The organism is Christiangramia aquimixticola (genome assembly GCF_048285835.1).
Taxonomy (GTDB): Bacteria; Bacteroidota; Bacteroidia; order Flavobacteriales; family Flavobacteriaceae; genus Christiangramia; species Christiangramia aquimixticola.
In genome coordinates this window covers 1-320 of sequence record NZ_JBLVTL010000157.1, presented here as the reverse complement: position 1 = coordinate 320, position 320 = coordinate 1, and the positions used below count along the sequence as shown (strand labels likewise).

Annotated in this window: 1 protein-coding gene; it reads left to right on the top strand. The window is 46.6% G+C overall.

Features of this window, described 5'->3' with window-relative positions; translation table 11 throughout:
- Positions 1-320, top strand: a 320-nt coding sequence (locus tag ACNKXV_RS13925) for a DUF294 nucleotidyltransferase-like domain-containing protein (protein ID WP_417908320.1), incomplete at both ends; no start/stop codon positions are given.

Below are 320 nucleotides of genomic sequence, written 5' to 3'. Positions count from 1 at the left end.
CTCGGGTCTCCACGGCATTGGATCAGATTGGTATCGACTTTTGTGATGGAGATTTGATGGCGATGAATCCCAAGTGGACCCATTCACTTTCGCATTGGAAGAGAAACTATGACCAATGGACTTCCGATGCCTCGCAGGAGACCACGATGAGTTATTCAACTTTTTTTGACTGTAGAGCCATTTACGGGGAACACCCATTGCTTGAACAGCTGAGAGACCATATGAGAACCCTGCTGGAAAATGCTTCTGAAAGGTTCTTTGTCAACCTGGGTCATAACGCGCTGCACTATGAGCCTCCTCTTACCTTCTTTCGAAAAATC